We start from the raw sequence: 668 nt of genomic DNA, 5'->3' as shown, positions 1-668 counted from the left end.
GCAATCTGTGCGAGGAGATTGACAATATCCTGCCAGCTTCGCTGCATGGATTCAGGAATCTCATAATCTAGTGTTTGAAATCTCCCCATAGAGGCCTTCCTTTCCGGTAGTTTCACATCCTGTGAATCGAAGATTTATGCAGTAGTAATTGTTATAACATTAGTCGTTTTACTTAAGTATAGGGTCGCCCACAGACGAAACAAAAAAAAGTCCTGAAAACCTTTCAGGACCCCAAATTGTTGGAAGCCATCTCAAATATGAAACAAATTTGACGAACTTATGGCTTAAGTGACGCCAAGGTTTCTAACGAAATGTCTTGCGAGTAGTCTACATCGTCAAAGTTAAAGCCGTTGAGTTTCATGAACTCGTCTTTAAAGCCTTGGTAATCACCAATCTCTTTAAAGTTCTCCGCATTCATTTGTTCTAACAAATGACTCACTTCAGCCTGCGTTTGCGGATCCAGTTCTAAGTCATCAATTCGAATCAATCGCTCGCCATCAACAGGCACTTTAGGCTGATCGTAGAGCTTTGTCGTGAACAGACGTTGCATTTGTTCGATGCAGCGTTCATGCGTGCCTTTCTCTTTCATTACTCGGTACAGAGCTAAAAGGTAAGGGCTCAGAGCAGGGATGAAAACACTAGCTTTGGTTACCAGCGCTTTACACACC

Annotated in this window: 1 pseudogene; it reads right to left on the bottom strand. The window is 42.5% G+C overall.

Annotation, left to right across the window (positions count from 1 at the left end):
- Positions 1–277: 277 nt before the first annotated feature.
- Positions 278–668, bottom strand: a pseudogene (locus R8O11_RS28260) (bifunctional NADH-specific enoyl-ACP reductase/trans-2-enoyl-CoA reductase); the annotation flags it as partial.

The sequence above is a fragment of the Vibrio sp. 1288 genome, from assembly GCF_033344475.1.
The sequence above is the reverse complement of the archived record's forward strand: the minus strand, read 5'-3'. Positions and strand labels throughout refer to the sequence as shown.